The sequence below is a fragment of the Hanstruepera ponticola genome, assembly GCF_002940745.1.
Taxonomy (GTDB): domain Bacteria; phylum Bacteroidota; class Bacteroidia; order Flavobacteriales; family Flavobacteriaceae; genus Hanstruepera; species Hanstruepera ponticola.
In genome coordinates this window covers 994,730-1,015,782 of sequence record NZ_POTB01000001.1, presented here as the reverse complement: position 1 = coordinate 1,015,782, position 21,053 = coordinate 994,730, and the positions used below count along the sequence as shown (strand labels likewise).

Annotated in this window: 18 protein-coding genes; 13 read left to right on the top strand and 5 right to left on the bottom strand. The window is 32.7% G+C overall.

Features of this window, described 5'->3' with window-relative positions; genetic code table 11:
- The first annotated feature begins 8 nt into the window (after window positions 1-8).
- The 4 genes from C1S72_RS04550 (at window position 9) to C1S72_RS04535 (ending at window position 8,682) form a co-directional block, all read left to right on the top strand.
- A complete protein-coding gene (locus tag C1S72_RS04550; RefSeq protein ID WP_104734462.1) occupies window positions 9-1,733 on the top strand; it encodes a porin family protein in 1,725 nt (574 codons plus the stop codon).
- Between the two features lie 165 nt (window positions 1,734-1,898).
- Window positions 1,899-4,178 carry a T9SS type A sorting domain-containing protein gene (locus C1S72_RS04545; RefSeq protein ID WP_104734461.1) on the top strand — a complete coding sequence of 760 codons (2,280 nt, stop codon included), beginning with the start codon at window positions 1,899-1,901 and terminating at the stop codon, window positions 4,176-4,178.
- Between the two features lie 111 nt (window positions 4,179-4,289).
- A complete protein-coding gene (locus C1S72_RS04540) occupies window positions 4,290-6,881 on the top strand; it encodes a T9SS type A sorting domain-containing protein (RefSeq protein WP_104734460.1) in 2,592 nt (863 codons plus the stop codon).
- A 160-nt stretch (window positions 6,882-7,041) separates the two neighbouring features.
- On the top strand, window positions 7,042-8,682 hold the full coding sequence (locus tag C1S72_RS04535) for an amidohydrolase (protein WP_104734459.1): 1,641 nt from the start codon (window positions 7,042-7,044) through the stop codon (window positions 8,680-8,682).
- Here C1S72_RS04535 and C1S72_RS04530 read toward each other — a convergent pair.
- Window positions 8,679-9,377, bottom strand: a complete 699-nt coding sequence (locus C1S72_RS04530; RefSeq protein ID WP_104734458.1) for a class I SAM-dependent methyltransferase — start codon at window positions 9,375-9,377, stop codon at window positions 8,679-8,681. The two genes, C1S72_RS04535 and C1S72_RS04530, sit on opposite strands and share 4 nt — an antisense overlap.
- Before the next feature lie 65 nt (window positions 9,378-9,442).
- On the opposite strand from C1S72_RS04530, the gene C1S72_RS04525 reads away from it, so the two are divergent.
- From C1S72_RS04525 to C1S72_RS04515, 3 genes are all read left to right on the top strand, one after another.
- Complete coding sequence (locus C1S72_RS04525) at window positions 9,443-9,937, top strand: YkgJ family cysteine cluster protein (protein ID WP_104734457.1); 495 nt, start codon at window positions 9,443-9,445, stop codon at window positions 9,935-9,937.
- Between the two features lie 35 nt (window positions 9,938-9,972).
- Entirely contained in the window at window positions 9,973-10,809 is an 837-nt protein-coding gene (locus C1S72_RS04520; RefSeq protein ID WP_104734456.1) for a sterol desaturase family protein, read from the top strand.
- Window positions 10,810-10,973: 164 nt separating this feature from the next.
- On the top strand, window positions 10,974-11,378 hold the full coding sequence (locus C1S72_RS04515; protein ID WP_104734455.1) for a hypothetical protein: 405 nt from the start codon (window positions 10,974-10,976) through the stop codon (window positions 11,376-11,378).
- A 2-nt stretch (window positions 11,379-11,380) separates the two neighbouring features.
- Here C1S72_RS04515 and C1S72_RS04510 read toward each other — a convergent pair whose 3' ends face one another.
- The gene (locus tag C1S72_RS04510; protein ID WP_104734454.1) at window positions 11,381-12,658 is read right to left on the bottom strand and encodes an exo-beta-N-acetylmuramidase NamZ family protein; all 1,278 of its coding nucleotides are present in this window, start codon (window positions 12,656-12,658) and stop codon (window positions 11,381-11,383) included.
- Here C1S72_RS04510 and C1S72_RS04505 point away from each other — a divergent pair, their 5' ends adjacent.
- Together C1S72_RS04505 and C1S72_RS04500 are read left to right on the top strand one after the other, a co-directional pair.
- A complete protein-coding gene (locus tag C1S72_RS04505) occupies window positions 12,659-13,891 on the top strand; it encodes an ABC transporter permease (RefSeq protein WP_104734453.1) in 1,233 nt (410 codons plus the stop codon).
- A 104-nt stretch (window positions 13,892-13,995) separates the two neighbouring features.
- Window positions 13,996-14,976 (top strand): PLP-dependent cysteine synthase family protein, encoded by a 981-nt coding sequence (locus C1S72_RS04500; protein WP_104734452.1) that lies wholly within the window; start codon window positions 13,996-13,998, stop codon window positions 14,974-14,976.
- A 155-nt stretch (window positions 14,977-15,131) separates the two neighbouring features.
- On the opposite strand, the gene C1S72_RS04495 is transcribed toward C1S72_RS04500, so the two are convergent.
- The 3 genes from C1S72_RS04495 to C1S72_RS04485 all read right to left on the bottom strand — a co-directional run bounded on the left by C1S72_RS04495 (window position 15,132) and on the right by C1S72_RS04485 (window position 16,594).
- On the bottom strand, window positions 15,132-15,581 hold the full coding sequence (locus C1S72_RS04495; protein WP_104734451.1) for a hypothetical protein: 450 nt from the start codon (window positions 15,579-15,581) through the stop codon (window positions 15,132-15,134).
- A gap of 96 nt (window positions 15,582-15,677) precedes the next feature.
- Entirely contained in the window at window positions 15,678-16,109 is a 432-nt protein-coding gene (locus tag C1S72_RS04490) for a GNAT family N-acetyltransferase (RefSeq protein ID WP_104734450.1), read from the bottom strand.
- Window positions 16,109-16,594, bottom strand: coding sequence for a CIA30 family protein (locus C1S72_RS04485; protein WP_104735788.1), 486 nt, complete (start codon window positions 16,592-16,594; stop codon window positions 16,109-16,111). Before C1S72_RS04485 ends, C1S72_RS04490 begins: the two co-directional genes overlap by 1 nt.
- 144 nt (window positions 16,595-16,738) lie before the next feature.
- Here C1S72_RS04485 and C1S72_RS04480 point away from each other — a divergent pair, with 144 nt between their 5' ends.
- The 4 genes from C1S72_RS04480 to C1S72_RS04465 all read left to right on the top strand — a co-directional run bounded on the left by C1S72_RS04480 (window position 16,739) and on the right by C1S72_RS04465 (window position 21,049).
- Window positions 16,739-18,010, top strand: coding sequence for a DUF2851 family protein (locus C1S72_RS04480; RefSeq protein ID WP_104734449.1), 1,272 nt, complete (start codon window positions 16,739-16,741; stop codon window positions 18,008-18,010).
- 16 nt (window positions 18,011-18,026) lie between these two features.
- Window positions 18,027-18,254, top strand: a complete 228-nt coding sequence (locus C1S72_RS04475; RefSeq protein ID WP_104734448.1) for a PspC domain-containing protein — start codon at window positions 18,027-18,029, stop codon at window positions 18,252-18,254.
- A 3-nt stretch (window positions 18,255-18,257) separates the two neighbouring features.
- The gene (locus C1S72_RS04470) at window positions 18,258-19,280 is read left to right on the top strand and encodes a potassium channel family protein (RefSeq protein WP_104734447.1); all 1,023 of its coding nucleotides are present in this window, start codon (window positions 18,258-18,260) and stop codon (window positions 19,278-19,280) included.
- Window positions 19,281-19,378: 98 nt separating this feature from the next.
- A complete protein-coding gene (locus tag C1S72_RS04465) occupies window positions 19,379-21,049 on the top strand; it encodes an alanine/glycine:cation symporter family protein (RefSeq protein WP_104734446.1) in 1,671 nt (556 codons plus the stop codon).
- The last annotated feature ends 4 nt before the right edge of the window (window positions 21,050-21,053 follow it).

Sequence of the window (21,053 nt, the reverse complement as noted above, 5' to 3'; positions counted from 1 at the left end):
ACAAATCTATGCGCAAGCAAGTTTATCAAATCTTAATAATAACAATCGTTTTTTCTATTGGATCTACTTGGGCCCAAGAACGACCAAACGATACGCTTGATACGAATGTTATTAATGTGGTGAAACCATATGAGCCATCTATTTCTGATGCGTTTAAGGTAAAAGAAGAACCGTCATTAGATGATGAGGTGACCACAACAAAAAAAGACATTCAGTATAATATTTTTTCATTCCCTGTTGCATCAACGTTCACACCAGCAAAAGGTAAAGCTGCAGTGGTTGACAAAGAAAAACCACCAAAAATATATGATAACTATGCATCATTAGGGTTTGGTAATTACGTTAATATTTTAGGTGAATTATACTTGAATCATGCTATATCAAGAACAGAGAGTGTTGGAGGTTATATTAGCCACCATTCATCTCAAGGTGGCATTGATGGTGTATTTCTGGATGACAGTTTTTATGATACAAAATTGAATGTGAACTATGCTCAAAACTTACGAGATATGGCTTGGAATGTTGAGTTAGGTGGTTTGCACCAAAGTTATAATTGGTATGGTGTTCCAAAATCTATTTTTGAGAAATCAGATGTCGATAGATTACCAGTTTTACATGAATTTTATGGTGCACATGTGTCAGGTGATATTTCTTTTGAAGACTCTTATATTACATCTGGATCGGTGTTTTTTAGACGTTTTGGAGACGATAGAGGTTCTGGAGAAAATAGGTTTAAAGCAAAAGCAGCAGGCAACATTCCCATTTCAGATTTTGAAATTACAACCGAGTTAAAAATAGACTATTTAGGCGGTTCGTTTGATAGAAGTTATTATGTAGATGAGGAATTGAAATACGGAAATTTTAATGTTGGCTTATTGCCAACCTACCGATTGACACAAGATGATTTAACATTAGATTTGGGTGTGTCTTTTTATTATTTAAACGATACAGAAATGGGTGAAAATAAATTCTATATCTATCCCAATTTATCAGCATCGTATAGAGTGGTAGACGAGGTCCTTATTGCCTATGGAGGCATTCAAGGTGGTTTGCTTCAGAATAGTTATTATGATTTTGCACAGGAAAACCCATTTGTATCACCAACGCTATTCATTGCGCCAACTGATCAGCAATACAATGCATTTATTGGACTTAAAGGAAAATTGTCCAATAGTATGGGCTATAATATAAAAGGTGCTTACGTAGCTGAAAACAATAAAGCCTTGTTTTTGAATAACGATGTTATTGCTACGGGTGAAAGTTATACCTATGGTAATTCATTTGGTGTGGTATATGATGATGTATCAACCTTTTCAATTGGTGGCGAATTAAGTGTTGACGTCAGTAGAAATTTCACCCTAGGGATTCAAGGGGAATATTTTATTTATGATGTTAGTGACCAGCGTGAAGCTTGGAATTTACCTGACATTAAGGCGTCGTTGTTTATGGATTATCAAATCAATGAAAAATGGTTTGCTGGAGCCAATTTGTTCTACGTAGGCGAACGAAAAGATTATATATTTTATCCAAACCTTATTCAACTTTTTGAAGGTACAGTTACTTTAGATAGTTATTTTGATCTAAACGCACATGTTGGATATCATATTACTGACCGATTATCAGCCTATTTAAAAGGCAATAATTTAGCCAACCAAGATTATCAACGCTGGCAAAATTTCAACGTTCAAGGCATTCAATTGTTAGGTGGCGTAACCTATAAATTTGATTTTTAACTAATTCCTGCGAAGGCATGAATCTCTTTGTCACGTCGAGCACGGTCTTTGAGGCAACTCGAAATGAAGTCGAGACCTCTTAAATACAAAAAAAAAACACTCATTCTTTGAGTGTTTTTTTGTTGCCATAAATATTAGTAATTTGCATTCCTAACGCTAATATTCATGAAGTATAATTACTTATTCCTAATTGCACTAATTTCGTTTACCTTTTCTCAAGCGCAAATTGTTAATATTCCAGATGCTAATTTTAAAAACGCCTTGGTGAATACCAACTGTGTAGATACAGATGGTGATTACACAGGAGATATAGACGCAGATACCAATAACGATGGAGAAATACAAGTTTCGGAAGCAGAAGCCGTATTGAGTTTAGATGTTTTAAACAGAAATATTGACTCATTAGAAGGTATTTCCTCTTTTGTAAATTTAGAAATGTTGAATTGTACGGCTAATTATCTGACAAATTTGGATGTTAGTGATTTAACCAATCTTACTGATTTGTTGTGCGGATCCAACTTATTAACCAATCTGAATATTACTGGTTTAACTAATATCGAATATTTGAATTGTTCCAGAAATAGACTAACAACTTTAAATGTAACTGCGCTGACAAACCTTGATAGATTATTTTGTGATAATAACGATTTATCTACATTGAACTTAAGTGGATTAACAAATCTAACAGAATTAAATTGCTCTGTTAATTATTTGACAGCATTAGACTTAAGTAGTTTGGTTAATCTTGTTGATTTAGACTGTAGCAACGGTTTTGACTTTTTTTTTAATTCATTAGATTTAAGTGGGTTAGTAAGTCTCGAGAATTTAGACTGTACTGATCTTTATTTAGAATCATTAGATGTTAATGAGTCGCCAAATCTAACAGATTTAGATTGCTCTAATAATGAATTAACGAGTTTGTTCATGAAAAATGGCAGTCACATAGAGTATTTAGATATTTACAATAATCCAGATTTAGAATATATCTGTACTGATGATTTTGAAATTGACTATGTCAAGAATAGAGCTGAATTGTTTGGTTTAACGGACTGTGAAGTAAATTCCTATTGTTTCTTTGAGCCAGGAGGAAATTTTTATGTTATTGATGGACAAACCCATTTAGATTTTGCAATGGACGGCTGTGATGTGAGTGATGATGTTTATCCCAATCTAAAACTTAATGTAAATGATGGTGTTATAAATAGATATTTCATTTCTGGTAGCGATGGAAGTCATTCTTTTCCTGTTTTGGAGGGAGAACACACTGTTACTCCTGTTTTAGAGAATCTAGATTATTTTACGGTTACACCAGAAAGTATGACTGTGAATTTTCCAACTGAAGCAAGTCCGTATAATCAAGATTTTTGTATTACACCAAATGGAGTATATAATGATTTGGAAGTTTTTATTATTCCATTAGAGCAGGCGAGACCTGGTTTTGATACAGATTACAAAGTGCTTTATAAAAATAAAGGGAATACAACGCTTTCAGGAACTGTGCTTTTTGATTATGATGAAAATAGGGATGCTATGACTTTTGTGTCTGCAACACCAGAAGCAGACAATGTTGCCGGTAACATAGTGACATGGAATTATAGTAATCTTCAACCTTTTGAGTCTCGGGAAGTGTTAGTTACTTTAAACATGAATACACCAACCGATACACCACCATTAAACGGAGGAGATGATATAGGTTATGTAGCTGATATTTACCCAAAAGACATAGACGAAACAGCTCATGATAATAATTTCCAAATAAAATTAACAGTAGTCAACTCATTTGATCCAAACGATAAAACCTGCTTGCAAGGTGAGACCATAACACCAGAAGAAGTGGGTAACTATGTGCACTATCTCATCCGTTTTGAAAACACAGGAACTGCTAGTGCAGTTAATATTGTTGTTAGGGATGAAATAGATGCGTCAAAATACGATTTATCAACTTTACTACCATTGAATAGTAGCCATGACTTTATAACAGAAATAAAGGACGATAATATTGTTGAATTTATTTTTGAGGATATAAACCTACCGTTTGATGATGCCAACAATGATGGTTATGTACTGTTTAAAATAAAAACATTGGAGACTTTGGAATTGGGTGACACGTTTTCAAACGATGCCGAAATCTATTTTGATTATAATGCACCGATAATTACTAACGATGAATTGACAACCATTGCCGAAAACCTATCTGTAGAAGAAACCGAAATTCAAAACTTAATAACTGTGTATCCAATTCCAGCATCAGATGTCATTATTTTGGAAAGTAAAACTAATTTGGAATCTATTATAGTTTATGATGTACATGGTAGGCAGGTACTTACGCAGTTGACATCAACAAACCAATTACGATTAAATGTAAGCAATCTTGTAAAGGGTATTTATTTTTTAAACTTAAAAACGGTTGATGGTGAACAAACTACAAAATTCATCAAGCAATAATTTTGTTATTCTGAACTTGTTTTAGAATCTAATAAAATACTTAAAACGCTCAATATGAGCGTTTTTTAGTTGCCATAAATATTAGTATTTTGCATACTTAACACTATTATTATGAAGCATGATTACTTAATCCTAATTGCCCTCATTTCGTTTACATTTTCTCAAGCGCAAATTGTCAATATACCAGATGCTAATTTTAAGAATATGCTTGTAAACGGTAATTGTGTTGATACCGTTGGCGATAGAAATGGAGATGAAGATGCGGATACAAATGATGATGGAGAAATTCAGGTTTCTGAAGCGGAAGCAGTTTTAAAACTTAATGTCTCAAGTCGATATATTGCATCTTTAGAAGGCATTGAGGCTTTCGTTAATTTGCAAGAGTTAACTTGTTGGAATAATCAATTAAGCACATTGAATGTCAGTAGTTTAGAAAATCTTAATTACTTAAATTGTGCAAATAATGATTTGACCATATTGGGTGAGGATAATTTGCCAAACAATCTATCAGTTTTATCATGCAGTAATAATCTATTGACAACACTTGAAGTGAATTCTTTAACAAATCTTAATAATTTGAGTTGCGGACAAAACCAACTAACAGATTTGGATTTGGGTAACTTGATAAATATTACAAATTTGAATTGTTATTATAATAATCTAACAAATTTAATTTTACCATTGTCTTCAGAATTTAATCTTTTAGATTGTAGTGTAAATCAATTAACGTCATTAGATTTAAGTGGTTTGTCAAGCCTAGAGGAATTGAATTGTAGCAATAATCAATTAAATGTTTTAGATGTCAGTGCTTTAACTAGTCTCTTGGAGTTGAATTGTTATTCTAATCAATTAGTAGATTTAAATATAGGTGGGTTATCAAACTGTACATTTATTGATTGCAGTAGAAATCAAATACCAGAACTGGATTTGAGTAATTTGACTAATCTTGCGGAATTGAATGTTAGTAATAATCAATTAACAACTTTAGATTTAGAAAGCTTATTAAATTTAGTTCAGTTAACTTGTAGTGGAAATCAACTAGCAGAACTAAATGTAAATGCTCTTATTAATCTTACCTATTTAGATTGTAATTCTAATCAATTCAGCACATTAGATGTAAATAATTTGATAAATCTCAATTATTTGAATTGTTACAATAACAGCCAATTGACTTCGCTGTTCATAAAAAATGGTAGTCAGTTTGACAGTTTTAATTTTTTATATACCAATAATTTAGAATTCATATGTGTTGATGAAGAAGAGTTAAATGCTGTAAAAAACCAGGCAATTGCATATGGTAACACAGACTGTGTTGTAAATACATATTGCTCATTTGTGCCTGGAGGTAGTTATTCTATTATTGAAGGATCTGTTACTTTTGATTTAGACAATAATGGTTGTGATTTGGGCGACCCGTTTATTCCCAATATAAAATTTAATATTACTGATGGTACAGTTAATGGAACAATTATTCCCGATACTTCTGGGAATTATTCTATTTCAGTTCAAGAGGGTATACATGAGATTTATCCAGTTTTAGAAAATTCAGAGTATTTTACAATAATTCCAGAAAGCATTTCAATAGATTTTCCTTCAGAAACAAGTCCCTATAACCTTGATTTTTGTGTTACGCAAAATGGTAGTCATAACGATTTAGAAATTGTGATTATTCCTATGGAAGAAGCTCGTCCAGGTTTTGATACTGACTATAAAATAATTTACAAAAACAAAGGGAATACAGTTATTTCCAATTCGTTGGAATTCAGTTACAACGAAAATGCTGGACTAATGGAATTGGTTTCTTCTGAACCAAATGCAGATGAACACGTTGATAATGTACTAACCTGGGATTTTATGGATTTGATGCCATTTGAAACAAGAGAGATTCTGGTAACCATGAATTTAAACTCACCAACGGATACACCACCACTTAACGGAGGTGATGATTTAGGTTTTGTGGCTAATATCTTTCCAATAACTGGTGACGAAATACCAGGCGACAATAATTTTCAACTAAAACAAGTGGTTGTAAACTCTTTCGACCCCAATGACAAAACCTGCCTGCAAGGTGAAACCATTGCTCCAGAAGATGTTGGCAAATATGTTCACTACTTAATCCGTTTTGAAAATACAGGAACTGCCAGTGCCGTGAATGTTGTGATAAAGGATGAAATAGATTTGGCCAAGTACGATGTATCAACATTGATACCATTAGATGGTAGCCACGATTTTGTAACGAGGATAAAGGATGATAATATTGTAGAGTTTATTTTTGAGAATATTAACTTACCGTTTGATGATGCTAACAATGATGGTTATGTGCTATTTAAAATAAAAACATTGGAGACTTTGGAATTGGGTGACACCTTTTCAAACGATGCCGAAATCTATTTTGATTACAATGCGCCAATAATCACTAATGATGAATTAACAACCGTTGCCGAAAACCTGTCTGTTGAAGAGACTGAATTACAAAACTTAATAACCGTATATCCAAATCCAGCAGCAGATGTCATTATTTTGGAAAGTAAAACTAATTTGGAATCTATTATAGTTTATGATGTACATGGTAGGCAGGTACTTACGCAGTTGACATCAACAAACCAATTACGATTAAATGTAAGCAAACTTGTAAAGGGTATTTATTTTTTAAACTTAAAAACGGTTGATGGTGAACAAACTACAAAGTTTATAAAAAAGTAAATTCTTAATAATTTTGATGAGAGATAGAGTTTTTTAAACCTGATTCTGAATCTCATTTTAATATCAAGAAAAGATAATATATGGCTTTTAAAAAGAGATTGGACTATATTTAAACTCAATCAAAATAATTAATTTAGGGCAAATTTTATAATAACTATTTATGAAAAAACTCATACTGTCTTTAATCTTTTTAAGTATTCTCTCCTGTGGAAAAGAAAAGCCACACGTTGATGCCATTGTCCTTAACGGAAACATTTACACGATTTTGGATGATTTTGACAAAGCTGAAGCCTTTGCCGTTAAGAATGGGAAATTCTTTGATATAGCATCTTCAAAAGTTCTTCAAGAAAAATATTCTGCTGACACTATAATAGACGCCAATGGCAAGACTATTTTGCCAGGTTTAATTGATGCTCATGCACATTTTTTAACACTAGGACAACTACAAAAGCAAGTAAATCTTATTGGTACCACTAGTTTTGATGATATGATAAAGCGTGTTTTAGATTTCCAAAAAGAACATAACATGCCCTTTATAAAGGGTAGAGGATGGGATCAAAATGATTGGGAAGATAAAAACATGCCCGATAAAACCATTTTAGATAAATTATTTCCTAATACACCGGTTGCTTTAACGCGTATTGACGGTCATGCCTCATTTTGTAATCAAGCAGCTCTAGATTTAGGGAATGTAACTGTAAACAGTTCTATTGAAGGAGGTGAAGTAGAAGTGAAAAATGGTAAGCTAACAGGTATTCTTCTGGATAATGCCGAACAATTGGTCATGAACAATTGGCCTGCTTTTGAAAAGGAACAATTGATTGAGGCGCTTTTAGCTGCCCAAAAAATATGTTTTGAAAACGGATTGACTACTATTTCAGATGCTGGTCCAGATATATTTACCTCACCATGGATTGAAACCATAGAGTTGATAGACAGCCTCCAAAAATCTGGCAATTTGAAAATAAGACTTTATATGATGGTTCCTGGAATTGAACCTAATTTAGATTATTATTTAAACAAAGGAATTACAAAAACCGATAAGTTGAATGTACGATCATTTAAATTTTATGCCGATGGTGCGTTGGGTTCTCGAGGTGCTCTTTTAAGAGAACCTTATTCTGATAAACATAACACATATGGGTTACCAGTTATGTCATTGGAGCATATTGAAAATTCAGCCAAACGGATAGCGGACTCTGAATTTCAAATGAACACACATGCCATTGGTGATTCTGCTAATCATCAAGTTTTAGTGACTTATAAAAATGTCTTACAAGGAAATGTTGATAGACGCTGGCGAATAGAACACGCTCAAGTGGTGTCGCCTGAAGATTTTAAATACTTCGATAATATCTTGCCGTCAGTGCAACCAACTCATGCTACCAGTGATATGTATTGGGCACAAGATCGAGTAGGGGAAGAACGTATTAAAGGAGCATATGCTTATAAAAAACTTTTAGAGCAATACGGGAAAGTAGCTCTGGGAACCGACTTTCCTGTGGAACAGGTCAGCCCGTTTTTAACATTTTATGCTGCTGTTGCTAGGCAAGATTTAAAACAGTTTCCAGAAGGTGGTTTTCAAACAGAAAATGGTTTGTCAAGAGCTGAAGCATTAAAGGGTATGACAATTTGGGCTGCTTATTCAAATTTTGAAGAGGATGAAAAAGGCAGTATTGAAGTTGGAAAGTTTGCTGATTTTGTTATCATCGATCAAGATATTATGACCGTAGAAATTGAGAAGGTTCCTAACATTAAAGTTTTGCAAACTTATGTAAGTGGACAACCACAACTGGATTAGTAAAGTTTGGCTAAATAATCAAAATGTTTTCCATCCATAATTTTTTTGCATTTCAGACCCACACTTGTACAAGCTAAATGCAAAGTGTCAAAATCCAAATAGAGCCATTTCATGGGTATTTCGTCTTCGCCTTTATAACTCAAGTAATAATCCAATTCGCCATAATATGCTGCGTTGGTGTCAATCCATAAACCACCATCATCATCTTGATACATATATTGAATATCTGAAGAATCAATTAAAATTTGACCACCCTTTTTTAAGAGTGATTTTAAACAGGTTAGGTATTTGCCAACTTGTTCAATTTCTTGAAAAATTCCAGTACCATTCATCAAAAGTAAAATGGTGTCAAATTGTTCTGTTTCATCTAGTATATTAAGTCTTTCAACTTGTTTAACACCACGCTTTTTAGCAACTTCAATAGCACCTTTTGAAATGTCAATGGCTTTTACATCTATACCTTTTTCTTGAAGATACAAACTATGGGAACCCGATCCACATCCTACATCAAGCGTTTTTCCATGACATAATTGTAATGCTTTTTGTTCAAGCTTTGGCATGTTTTTAAAACTTCGGAATAAATAAGGTAAGGGTAATTCATCTTCATCAGAAATGTTGGTTGATGTCATGATGTTTTCGGTATAATTACCGTTGTAATAATCTAATAATGCTTTCCCTAATAAATCTCGTTCCATGAAATTTGTTATGCTGAAGTTGATTCAGCATCTATTATTTAAAATTGTTATGCTATTTTTACACCATGCAAGACATTATTGACAATCTTCCAAAGCTGGCCAAAGATAAGCATAACGAAAACAAAGCCTTCTTTAAAAAGCTAAAAAAGAAACCGCCCAAACAATTGGATTATATCATGCAAGACCTACATGATGAAGAATTTGAACGAACTGATTGTTTACAATGTGCCAATTGCTGTAAAACTACAGGACCTTTGTTTACCGAGAAAGATATACAGCGAATAGCTAAACATTTCAAAATGAAACCACAGCAGTTTATTGAAACTTACTTACGTATTGATGAAGAAAATGATTATGTCTTACAGTCTGTACCTTGTACATTCTTGGGAGCTGATAATTATTGCAGTATTTACGAAGTAAGGCCTAAAGCTTGTAAAGAATTCCCGCATACAGATAGAAAAAAGTTTCAGCAAATTTCTAATCTCACTATGAAAAACGTTGCTATTTGTCCTGCTGCATATAATATTGTTGAGGAAATGAAAAAGCATATTAAGTTATAAGCAGAACATTTTTTATATTTAAAGAAAAATAGAAATTGGAAACCTTAATCAATTATTTTGAAAATATTCCTTCACTGCATCGTAGTTTAATTCTTGTTGGAGGTATAACTTTTTTTTGGCTTTTAGAAGGTTCATTACCGCTATTCAAATTCAAGTATAAAAAATGGCAACATGCATTGCCTAATTTGTTTTTCACGTTTACAACTGTTATTATCAATTTCGGATTAGCTTTTTTGCTCTTAAAAACATCTGATTGGGTGGCTGAAAATAATTTTGGAATTATCAATTGGTTGCCAGAAATGCCACTTTGGTTATATGTGTTATTAGGCGTTTTGTTATTAGATTTTTTTGGTGCTTATTTGGCTCACTATGTTGAGCATAAAGTAAAACCTTTATGGATGGTGCATTTGGTTCACCATACCGATCATAATGTCGATACAACAACAGCCAACAGACATCATCCAATAGAAAGTGTAATTCGTTTCGCCTTTACCTTACTTGGAGTGTTTTTAGTTGGAACACCTATAGCAATTATCATGTTATATCAGTCTTTATCATTAGTTGCTACGCAATTTACTCATGCCAATATTAAAATGTCCAAGCGAGTTGATAAATGGTTGAGTTATATTATTGTTTCTCCAGATATGCACAAGGTTCACCACCACTATGTTTTGCCTTACACAGATTCTAATTATGGTAATATTTTTTCTATTTGGGACAGATTATTTGGCACCTATATGGAGCTAGATCGTGAGAAAATTGTTTATGGTGTAGATGTATTTCCTGATGAAATAGCCAATGGAAAAATAGGTGAGTTACTCAAACAACCTTTTCAAAAATATCAAAAACCAACGATATTACCTAAAGATTAAAACATTGAAATAGAATATATTAATTTGAAAGTCTTTTTCGTTTAAAAATGTTATTTTATCCTGTTTTTTTACTGTTTATAGATTTCTTGATGAAATAACTTATTGATTTACATATGTTTATCATTCGGGATTCATTAAAATATGTTGTTTAAACATATTAGCTAATGATAGATAAATATAATTGTATTTCAATCTGGACAATTTTAATTGTCAGTATTGCTGGCAATTTTGCTATGGCACAATCTAGTCATATTGGATTGATTGAGAAAAACGCTAATTTGAGTGCTTCCAACATAAATCATGATTTAAATAAAACAAAGGATACCTTATTGTTACAAAGTGATAAACTTATTACTAACGTATATTCCATAAATACTGAATACAAACGTGAAGTTGATGTTTATCTTAATAAAAATGAGTTTAGTTTACCATTAACTGAATTATCTCAAGGGAAGCATGTATTAGTTGTTAGTCAATCTTCTAAAAAAATTGTGTTCGTATTACACATCTACGATTCTAAAAATTTAACTTCAATAGAACGTTCTAAATTGACTTACTCAGATGATTAGAATTATTCATAAAGTAAATATTTTTTACGTGTCTTTTTAAAAGTCTCTAAATCTTCTTGCCAAGTTTGTCTTATTTCTTTCTCCGTTAAACCAGCTTCAATTTGTTGTTGGAGTTTGGCTGTTCCTGCATGTTTTGTAAATCCATCCGTTAAAAAAAACAACGATTTATCAGTTGAATTTTGGTAAGCTTTAATAATCCATTTCAAGGTCATACCATCAATTTTAACGTCACTTAAATCTTCACCATAGCAGGCTTTGTTTTTATGTTTTGGATTCTTTGCTCCAAAATTTGGTTCTGGAGTATAAGTGAAGGTCATAGTTTTAGGATTCAGAAAAGGCGCACCATATCTCTGAAATTGAAACTCTGTACCACGACCAGCATTTATGTTGGTGCCTTCAAATAAACCAAGGCTAGGATATAGTTTAATAGATTGATCGTTCGGTAAATTAGGCGAAGGCCTAAGGGGTAGGCTATAAGGCGTTTGGTGCGTGTAATTTTTAATTGGAATTATAGTGATATTACATTGTAAACCATTTTTTAACCATTTTTCACCATTTATCATTGTTGCATATTCGGCAATAGTCATACCATGTACTAACGGAATAGGATGCATGCCAAGAAAACTTTTGTTTTCAGTTTCTAGAGTTGGACCATCAACATAATGTCCATTAGGATTAGGTCTGTCAAAAATTAGCAGTGTTATATTTTCTTCCGAACAAGCTTCCATAACATAATGTAGAGATGATATGTAAGTGTAGAAACGAACACCTACATCTTGAATATCAAAAATCACAACATCTAAATCTGCTAACTGTTTTTGGGTAGGTTTTTTGTTTTTTCCATGTAAAGAAACAATAGGTAAACCTGTTTTTGTATCTATACCATCACTAACTAATTCGCCAGCATCAGCGGTACCGCGAAAACCATGCTCTGGAGAGAAGACTTTTTTAACGTTTATGTTTAATTTTAATAGTGAATCAACTAGATGTATATAATTATCATTTTTAAAGATTACTGAAGTTTGATTGGCAACAATTCCAACGCGCTTACTGTTTAATAGAGGTAAATAATCTTCGGTTTGATTGGCGCCAACAATTATAGTTTCGTCATTGTGAGCTTGGCTGAAGGCAGACAGGGAGTCAAGAGACGAAGTATTCTTTGTATTGTTATGATTAACTTGGGTTTCTCTTTCTGTTTGCGAAAAGTTTCCGCAGGAAATCAATACTAAAACAAATAAAAAAACGGTATTTTTGACCTTATTAAAATCTAATTGCAACATTTGAATTTCGAATATTTTACTGCTAAACGCATAATTGATAGTAAAACGTATAAAAGTAGCGTTTCGGCACCAATAATAAAAATTGGTATTGCAGCAATTGCTATTGGAATGGTCGTGATGATGATTGCTATTGCTACAGGTATAGGGTTACAACAAAAAATTCGTGACAAGGTAGTCGCATTCAATGGGCATATATTGATTTCAAATTTTGGAAATAATAATTCCCAAGAAAGTGACGGTTCAATTTCTCTCAATCAGGATTTTTACCCTCAATTTAATTCGGTAGAAGGCGTCAATCATATTCAAGGTGTTGCAACTAAATTTGGAGTTATTAGAACTGAAACCGATTTTGAAGCTGTTATAGTAAAGGGTGTCGGACCAGATTTTAAATGGGATTATTTTCAAGAGTTTTTAATAGAAGGCGAACTTCCTAAATACACACAGGCGTACAGTGAGGATGTTCTGGTTTCACAATATATTGCCAATAGATTGAATCTTAAATTGGGAGATACTATTCAAACCTATTTTTTGAGTGAAGACTATAAAAATACACGTATTGTTCCATATAAAATAAAAGGTGTTTATAATTCTGGATTTCAAGATTTGGATAAAACCTATATTATTTCAAACATCAGGCATATACAACGTTTGAATAAATGGGAACCAGATCAAGTTGGACATTTTGAGGTTTTTGTAAATGATTATAATGAATTGCAAAATATACAGAATGCCGTATATGAAAACACACCCTCTAAAATGAATACCGTTACCGTAGAACAGAAATACGAATCTGTTTTTGAGTGGATAAACATATTTGATAAAAACATTTATGGCATTATTGGCATCATGATTTTGGTAGCTGGTATCAATATGATTACAGCATTATTGGTGTTAATCTTAGAAAGGACTCAAATGATTGGTATTTTAAAAGCTTTAGGAAGCAGTAATTTAAGTATCCGTAAAATATTTCTTTATAATGCATCCTACCTAATCGTTTTGGGGCTTTTTTGGGGAAATATCATTGGGTTAGGAATTCTACTAGCACAAAAATATTTCAAATTATTTCCATTAAACCCTGATGTTTATTACGTGAGTGAAGCACCTGTTTATTTAAGTATTGGGTATATCGTGGCATTAAATATAGGCACCTTTGTTATGTGTATGATAATGCTGTTATTACCATCTTACATTATTACCAAGATATCGCCAGTTAAAGCTATGCGTTTTGAATAAGCAACACAGTCATGCTGAACTTCTTTCAGCATCTCATTAAATTAATTACTTTTGTGCAAAATTTATATTAACAACAAAAAGATTCTCGCTTTTGCGAGCCTAGAATGAAATACGCAAAGAATATTTTGGAGACTATTGGTAATACACCATTAGTAAAAATCAATAAACTTACAGAAGAGTTGCCATGTTTGGTTTTATCTAAATATGAAACATTCAATCCTGGAAATTCGGTTAAAGATCGTATGGCCTTAAAAATGATTGAAGATGCTGAAGCAGATGGTCGTTTAAAACCGGGTGGAACTATTATTGAAGGCACTTCAGGAAATACGGGAATGGGTTTGGCTTTGGCAGCGATAGTAAAAGGCTACAAATGTATTTTTGTAATTTCAGATAAGCAGTCTAAAGAAAAAATGGACATTCTTCGTGCTGTTGGAGCTGAAGTGGTAGTATGTCCTACTGATGTGGAACCTACAGATCCACGAAGTTACTATTCCGTTTCAAAGCGTTTAGGAGAAGAAACACCAAATTCTTGGTATGTGAATCAGTATGATAATCCCAGCAATGCTAAAGCGCATTATGAGAGCACAGGTCCAGAGATTTGGGAGCAAACAGATGGTAAAGTCACGCATTTTGTGGTTGGTGTAGGAACTGGAGGCACCATTTCCGGAGTTGGTAAATATTTAAAAGAACAAAACCCAAATGTAAAAGTTTGGGGAATTGATACCTATGGAAGCGTCTTTAAAAAATATCACGAAACAGGCATTTTTGATGAAAAAGAAATTTATCCTTACGTAACCGAAGGTATTGGCGAAGACATTTTACCAGAAAACGTTGACTTCTCCATTATTGATGGTTTTACAAAAGTAACCGATAAAGATGCTGCGGTTTACACCCAGTTATTAGCCAAAGAAGAAGGGATGTTTTTAGGAAACTCTGCTGGAGCAGCTATTAAAGGACTCTTACAGTTAAAAGAACACTTTACTAAAGATGACGTGGTGGTGGTGCTATTTCACGATCATGGCAGTCGTTATGTTGGTAAAATGTTTAATAACGACTGGATGAAGAAAATGGGTTATATCGACTAGTTTTATTGAAGTTTCGTTAACGGTTTTGGCTATGATTTCGGCGTGGAATCGTCCGCAGGACTATTCCGCAGAGAAATCAAGCTGATTTAATGTTTTTACTTTTGGTTTAGCATTTTGCGAGCGATGGATTATAGCCGGTGTTGGCATTAGTTTTTTTACATCCACTTTTCTCCATACATTGATTTTTTCAGTTGCTGTTTGACCTGATTTAAACGAACCATTCCTTTTTTATTACTTTTCCAAGTTTGGTCATTTTTTGAAGAAGTAATATTTTGCCCAATACGTTTTTTATTTTGTTCTTTCCAAAAAGTTTCTTTTGCAGAAATTCGTTTTGAGTAATCAGGTTTACTTTTTAAAAGTTCAATGGCTTTTTCGGACACAATCTTAACATTATCATCGATTAAATCAGATGCAATGTTTAAAATCGGTTCCAATTCCAGTATATCTTTTATTCCGTCGAGAATTTTTATTCGAATTTTATAATTGCCGTTCTTTGACGCATAAATTATTTTATCGAATTGTTTTGTTTTAATCCAATAATCTATTTTTCTGTTGCTTAAATTCAGAATTTTAAATCGATATAATATTTCTTGTAATTTGTTCATTCAAATTAATGCCAACTTATTGATATGATATCGTTTTAATATTTCGACAGGCTCAATACAGGTTTTTTATATCTAGAGCTAACGAAGTTCGTTTATTTATTTGAGATTGTCAAGTTTTAAACGCAACACATCTTGGTTACTATCTTTATGAAAATAATGGTTCATTTGCTCAAAACCATATTTCTTATAAAAAGCCCTTCCAATAGTGTTTTTATCAAATACTTCTACTTCCAAACTCCTGTGCATAGGTTTTATAAAGTTTACAAGTTGAGTGCCTAGGCCGTTGCCATGATGATTTGGTAAAACAAATAAGCCGCCAATCTCATTATCCATCATACTAATGAAACCAAGAATATTATTGTTCTCTTCGTAAACCCAAGTTTCAGAGCCTGGAATGTACATATCACGCATAGCTGTTTTAACTTGTTCAACAAAATTGTCTTCCAAAAAAGGACGTGCTAATGTTGATGTTTTGTACCATATATCAAGTATGGAGTTGAGGCCGTTTGGAGTATGTTTTCTAATCATTATTTAATGAGTTCAATTTTATCCAGTACCAATTTAAAGGTTTGTGCTTTTTTATTACCGATTAAAATACCAATTTCTTCAATGGTTTCACCATTAAAATTAGGCATATCTAAATCTCTACCTCGGAAAACAGTGTAAAAAGCTTTCAAAGGAATATCAATAGTGCCCCAATTATTATCTGACTGAAAATACGCAGCATAAGAATAATAATCATTACGGTTACTTTTAATTCGTAATTGATAGGTATTGCCATCACCTTTAACGTGTAGCCTGATTTTTGAATAATCATGTACTGCTATCGTAGAGCATTCATATCTTACAGAAGAAAAGCCACCATTATTTTCTAGTGATATGTTGCCTTCAAAAATACCATAACCATTTTCGTCAACATAAAAATTGCCGTCAGAGCGTCCACCCATAACAACATCATCAACAACTAGCCAATCATTGGCTTTACTATCTGTATTGAAATCGTATAAAGTCATAGTATTTTGAAAAATTATGAGCAAGCAGGTATAGATTATATGCGTGTTCATTTTGTTTTTATGTAAAAATACAAAATGGGACTGTGTATTATCCTAAACTAAACATAAACATTTATAGCAAATTTTAGTAACTTGTTTTTAAGTATGAAAGAAGACTTTTTACACTATATCTGGAAGCAAAAAAAGTATCAATCGGTTAATTTAAAAACGGTTGATGGCAGTGACGTTTTAGTAAAATCATCTGGAACTCATAACCATTTAGCTGGTCCTGATTTTTTTAATGCACAAATAACTATTGGCAATCAATTATGGGCAGGCAATGTTGAAATTCACTTAAAATCTAGTGATTGGTATGTACACAATCATGAAACAGACTCAAATTACGATAATGTTATCTTACATGTAGTTTGGGAGCATGATGCGGATATTTTCAGAAACGATAATTCGGTAATACCAACACTTGAACTTAAAAATTACATAAATCAATCTGTATTGGATAATTATCAAAAATTGTTTTCGAAATCCAGCAAATGGATTAACTGTGAAAAGGATTTTCCTGATGTGGATGATTTTGTTTTGAAACTTTGGTTAGAACGCCTTTACATAGAGCGGTTGGAACAAAAATCAGAAGTAATTCAAGACTTGCTTAATAAATCAAAAAATAATTGGGAAGCTGTTCTGTTTGGAATGCTCGCAAAAAACTTTGGACTGAACATTAATGGCGAGGCATTTTTGAGTATGAGTCAGTCATTCGATTTTTCAATTGTTAGAAAATTGCAATCCAATCAGCAAGAATTGGAAGCTTTGTTTTTAGGTCAAATGGGACTAATGAATGCAGACCATCAAGACAGATACTTTATTGATTTAAAAGACCAATATCACTATATCAAACATAAGTTCAAATTAGATGAGAATTCAGTTTTACCTGCTCAATTTTACAAATTACGACCACCAAACTTCCCAACCATTCGATTAGCGCAACTAGCAGCATTATATTACAAGCAACATAACCTGTTTTCAGAATTGATATCAAAAAAAGATTTAACCGATTTATATCAGATGTTTGAAATTTCAGTTTCAGATTATTGGCAAACACATTATAATTTTGGAACTGTATCTAGTTCATCAAAAAAAGCACTTACCAAGGCTTTTATTAATCTACTTCTTATAAACACTATAATTCCGATCAAATTTGCTTATTCTAAAAGTAGAGGTAATGAAAACACACAAGATATATTTGAATTGATTCGCCTTTTACCTGCTGAAAAAAATAGTATCATTGAAAAATTTCAAGACTTAAAAAAAGAGCCCTTTTCGGCTTATGAAACGCAAGCCTACATTCAACTCAAAAAACAATATTGTGATAAAAATAAATGCTTGCAATGTGCCATTGGAAATGCACTTTTAAGCGAATAAATTATTACATTGCAGCATGAATGTTTTCTATAACACCTTATTGTATTTTCAAAAACATGGATACTACGTGTGTCAACGAATTGCAGATAGATTGGGAATTCGAGCCAAGGTTGTGAGAACCTCATTTATGTATTTAACGTTTGTAACTTTGGGTTTTGGTTTTGCTTTGTATTTATTCATTGCTTTTTGGATGCGAATTAAAGATTTGTTGTACACAAAACGATCATCAGTTTTTGATTTATAATTTATGAGCAATAAAATACTAGGTCTATTTAGGTCAAAAATATACACTGCCATTTTCTTATTAGTTTTCTTGCTGCTAATTGGAGTTGTTGGTTTTAAAGTGTTGTCTGGTTATACTTGGATTAATGCGTTGTATATGACGGTTATAACCATTACCACTGTAGGATTTGGTGAGGTTAGGCCTCTAGATGAACCGTCAAAAATATTTACTATTTTTTTAATCCTTACCAGTGTAGTAATTGTTGGTTATGCCCTAAAAGTGATTACAGAATATATTTTAAGTCAGAATAATATTGATGAATTAAAACAGAAGAAAATGCAAAAAAAGATTGATAGCCTTTCAAATCACATTATTATCTGTGGTTATGGAAGAAACGGTAAACAGGCTGCTACAAAGCTTATTGCTTACAAAAAACCTTTTGTTGTAATTGAACGAAACAAGGACATCATTGATAAATATCAAAGTGAAATGGTGCCATTTGTGCATGGAAATGCTAATGAAGATGAAATACTGCTTCAAGCAGGAATAGATCGTGCGAGTACTTTAATTTCTGCATTACCTAATGATGCAGATAATTTGTTTGTTGTGCTATCAGCTAGACAAATTAACAATGAAATGACCATAATCAGTCGAGCATCACAAGAGACCTCATATAAAAAATTAAAACTAGCTGGAGCTAACAACGTTATTCTACCTGACAAAATTGGAGGCGACCACATGGCGTCACTAGTTGTGGTACCTGATTTAATTGAATTTATTGATAACTTATCAATAGTTGGAAAATCCAACATTAATATTGAAGAAATACCTGTGAATAAATTGTATGACGTATCACAAACTAAAACTATTAAAGATTTGGATTTACGAAAAAAAACAGGCTGTAATGTTATAGGTTATAAAAATGGTGATGGCGAATATATTGTTAATCCTGAAGCCGAACAACAACTCATGCCAAATTCAAAAATTATAGTTTTGGGAAGACCTGAACAAATCCAAAAATTAAATTCAGAGTATAATATAAATTAAAGCTTCTTTTGTTTTAACAACAGATGTTTTAAAAACTCATTTTTTTTTAGCATCTTGCTGACTTTATTACTTAAACTAAACTAACGAAATATATTATTATGAGAAAATACTTATTTTCTTTACTAGCAGTATTGCTGCCAATAATTGGGTTTGCTCAAGACAAAGGAATTGATGAAAAAGTAAATGATGCTTTCATGCCAATTGCAACTTGGTGGGAAGGTTTTATTTTAACTTCTGTTCCTATTGCGGGACTTGATGTGCCTATAGTTGTAATTCTATTGGTAATTGGAGCAACATTTTTTACATTATATTTTAAAGTGCCAAGTATTACAAAGTTCCCAACTGCTATTAATACAGTTAGAGGAAAGTATGTTGATATTGAAAAACATGGTGTTGATAAATTATACGATAATGATGAGGCGTTAGCAGAAGAGGATATTCTGGATACTATTCGTGATGAAAGTGCTCATGGTGAAGTATCGCATTTTCAGGCTTTAGCAACTGCGGTTTCTGGAACTGTTGGTTTGGGTAACATTGCAGGTGTTGCTGTCGCAATTGCTATGGGTGGTCCTGGAGCTACGTTTTGGATGATAATCTGTGGTCTTCTTGGGATGTCTACTAAATTTGTAGAATGTACACTAGGTGTTAAGTATAGAGATGTTGGTGATGATGGAACAATTTATGGAGGTCCAATGTATTATTTATCTAAAGGGCTTAAAGCGACTGGAAAAGCTGGAATAGGTAAAGTTCTTGCGGTGTTGTTTGCTATTTTATGTGTTGGTGCATCGTTTGGTGGAGGAAATGCTTTTCAATCTAATCAGGCGACTGTGCAAATTTCATCTCTAATGGGTCTAGAAGGTGGAGCATCAGGAACAATTATTGGTGTTATTATGGCGGTACTTGTTGGAATTGTAATTATTGGTGGTATTAAACGTATTGCTAAAATTACTGAAAAAGTAGTGCCTTTTATGGCTGGTATATACATCTTGGCATCATTAGTAATTATTTTTGCAAACTATCAATATATTGATGATGCATTTGGTTTGATAATTGAAGGAGCTTTCACGCCAATGGCTGGTCTTGGTGGCTTTATGGGAGTACTTATTGTAGGTTTTCAACGTGCAGCATTTTCCAATGAGGCAGGTGCAGGTTCTGCAGCTATTGCTCATTCAGCTGTGCGTACAAAATACCCAGCTTCTGAAGGTGTTGTAGCGCTTTTAGAGCCATTTATTGATACAGTCGTAATTTGTACAATGACTGCATTGGTAATTATCTTTTTTAATATTGATGGAGCTAATATGCAAAGTGTATTTACTTATGGAGCCGTAGAAGGTAGTAATGTCATGATTAATGCAACTGGAGAACAAATAGGCGGTGTTGATTTAACATCTATAGCTTTCGATTCTGTGATACCAGGATTCTCTTATGTATTAACAATAGCGATTGTATTATTTGCATTCTCAACAATGATTTCATGGTCTTATTACGGTCTACAATCGTGGAAGTATTTATTTGGAAGAGGAAAAACTGCAGATATGGTTTATAAAATATTATTCCTATTATTTGTAGTTATTGGTGCGGCAGCAACATTAGATGCTGTGATTAAATTCTCTGATGCTATGATATTAGCGCTCGTATTTCCAAATATGATTGGACTATTATTGCTATTCCCGAAAGTGCGTGAAGAAATGAAGCGTTATTTAGATGCCATAGCTATTAAAAAAGAAGCACTAGAAGAAGGTCATGAAGATATTACAAAGCACATGTAGAAAA

Bases quoted from the DNA above. Each gene is read 5' to 3' on its own strand.
- C1S72_RS04500 (WP_104734452.1), top strand. From the start codon at position 13,996: ATGAAATACGCAAAGAATATTTTGGAGACTATTGGTAATACACCATTA.
- C1S72_RS04525 (WP_104734457.1), top strand. From the start codon at position 9,443: ATGCAAGACATTATTGACAATCTTCCAAAGCTGGCCAAAGATAAGCAT.
- C1S72_RS04470 (WP_104734447.1), top strand. From the start codon at position 18,258: ATGAGCAATAAAATACTAGGTCTATTTAGGTCAAAAATATACACTGCC.
- C1S72_RS04550 (WP_104734462.1), top strand. From the start codon at position 9: ATGCGCAAGCAAGTTTATCAAATCTTAATAATAACAATCGTTTTTTCT.
- C1S72_RS04465 (WP_104734446.1), top strand. From the start codon at position 19,379: ATGAGAAAATACTTATTTTCTTTACTAGCAGTATTGCTGCCAATAATT.
- C1S72_RS04515 (WP_104734455.1), top strand. From the start codon at position 10,974: ATGATAGATAAATATAATTGTATTTCAATCTGGACAATTTTAATTGTC.
- C1S72_RS04480 (WP_104734449.1), top strand. From the start codon at position 16,739: ATGAAAGAAGACTTTTTACACTATATCTGGAAGCAAAAAAAGTATCAA.
- C1S72_RS04495 (WP_104734451.1), bottom strand. From the start codon at position 15,581: ATGAACAAATTACAAGAAATATTATATCGATTTAAAATTCTGAATTTA.
- C1S72_RS04485 (WP_104735788.1), bottom strand. From the start codon at position 16,594: ATGACTTTATACGATTTCAATACAGATAGTAAAGCCAATGATTGGCTA.
- C1S72_RS04535 (WP_104734459.1), top strand. From the start codon at position 7,042: ATGAAAAAACTCATACTGTCTTTAATCTTTTTAAGTATTCTCTCCTGT.
- C1S72_RS04490 (WP_104734450.1), bottom strand. From the start codon at position 16,109: ATGATTAGAAAACATACTCCAAACGGCCTCAACTCCATACTTGATATA.
- C1S72_RS04540 (WP_104734460.1), top strand. From the start codon at position 4,290: ATGAAGCATGATTACTTAATCCTAATTGCCCTCATTTCGTTTACATTT.
- C1S72_RS04545 (WP_104734461.1), top strand. From the start codon at position 1,899: ATGAAGTATAATTACTTATTCCTAATTGCACTAATTTCGTTTACCTTT.
- C1S72_RS04510 (WP_104734454.1), bottom strand. From the start codon at position 12,658: ATGTTGCAATTAGATTTTAATAAGGTCAAAAATACCGTTTTTTTATTT.
- C1S72_RS04475 (WP_104734448.1), top strand. From the start codon at position 18,027: ATGAATGTTTTCTATAACACCTTATTGTATTTTCAAAAACATGGATAC.
- C1S72_RS04530 (WP_104734458.1), bottom strand. From the start codon at position 9,377: ATGGAACGAGATTTATTAGGGAAAGCATTATTAGATTATTACAACGGT.